Source organism: Ruegeria sp. BHSB058, assembly GCF_059613285.1.
The window spans coordinates 1-1,437 of record NZ_JBXWSF010000189.1; the positions used below are offsets into that span (position 1 = coordinate 1).

The 1,437-nt window shown below is 65.1% G+C and carries 1 protein-coding gene; it reads left to right on the forward strand.

Annotated features, from left to right (window positions below; genetic code table 11):
• Positions 1-1,437, forward strand: a 1,437-nt coding sequence (locus AC2FNB_RS21260; protein ID WP_496748711.1) for a DNA-binding protein, incomplete at both ends; no start/stop codon positions are given.

The following is a 1,437-nucleotide window of genomic DNA, read 5'->3' on the forward strand; positions in this document are numbered from 1 at the left end:
GTACGAGATGGCTGGCGGCACCATGTTGCACGACCTTTTCCAGGGTGACGACGGCGGTTGGCTGGAAGACCCTGCCTTGCTTGATCGCCTGGTCAGCGAGAAGCTTCAGGCTGAAGCCGAAGCCATCGCGCCCGAGGGCTGGAAATGGATCGAGGTCTCGCTCGACCTGCCCTATGGCTACAGCCACGGTTTGCGGCGACTGAGCGGAGATCCAGCGCCGATGACGGATGACGAAGGCGCGGCCCATGCCAAGCTGCTTGCCGAGTACCGGGCGCTCGAGGAGGAATACGAGGGCCAGGATGAATTCCCCGAAGAGATCGACGCGCGCCTTGGCGCGTTGGAAGTCGCGATGGAGAAGCTCGAGGCCCGGCCGCTGATCTTCGACGATGTGGAGATCGCACGGGCAGGGGCTTTCGTGACGCTTGACCGCTTTGGCGAGCTTGCCGTCTATCGGGGCTTTGTGCGGCCCGAGGATGAGCCACGGGAAGACGCCGATGTCCACAGCGGTGAACCGGCAGCAGACGGGCAGGGCACTGAGCTTTCGGCTGCGAGCAGCGCGGATGGTGTCGGCCATGGCACGGTGATCACCTCTGCCGGTCAGGCGCTTGCCGCCAACGTGCCCGACGACGAGGACGATGGTGCGTTGAAGCCCTTGCCTGAGCGGCTGGTCATGGAGTTGACGGCGCACCGGACATTGGCACTGCGCGAAGCGGTCGGGCGCTCCCCTGACGTCGCGTTGACGCTGCTGCTCCTGAAGCTCGTCAATGACACATTCCGGACGTCCAGTTCGGCCGGCAGCTGCCTCGATGCCTCGGTGCGTCACGTCTACATGTCCGCGCAGGCGAGCGATCTGAAGGAAAGCGTCGTAGCCAAGCTGGTGGACGACCGACACGCGGAGTGGGAGGCCGACTTGCCGCTCGGCAACGATGCCGCGCTCTGGGACTACCTGACCTCCCTTGATCAGCCGAGCCGGCTGTCCCTGCTCGCGCATTGCCTCAGCTTCGGGATCAACGCGCTCCACGAGAAGGTGAACCCTTATGGTGCCGGTATCTCCGCCGGCGGTTTGACCAGGCGGATGACCCAGTCCGACTTGGTCGCACAGGCGGTCGATCTCGACATGGTCGAGGCGGGTTGGCAGCCGACGGCCGATACCTACCTGAACCGCGTACCCAAGGCCCGGATCCTCGAGGCCGTGCGCGAGGCGAAAGGGGAGGGGACGGCGCAACTCCTCGATCACCTCAAGAAGGGCGAGATGGCGACCGAAGCCGAGCGTCTGCTGAAAGGCAGCGGCTGGTTGCCGGAGGTTCTTCGCCGTCACGATCTGGCAGCACTCGACGACGCGGAAGGGCAGGGGGCGTCTGAACCCGTTTCCGACGCCGACCAGAGCGAGGATGTCGACCTTCCTGCCTTCCTCACCGCTGACCTGCCGGGTGATGA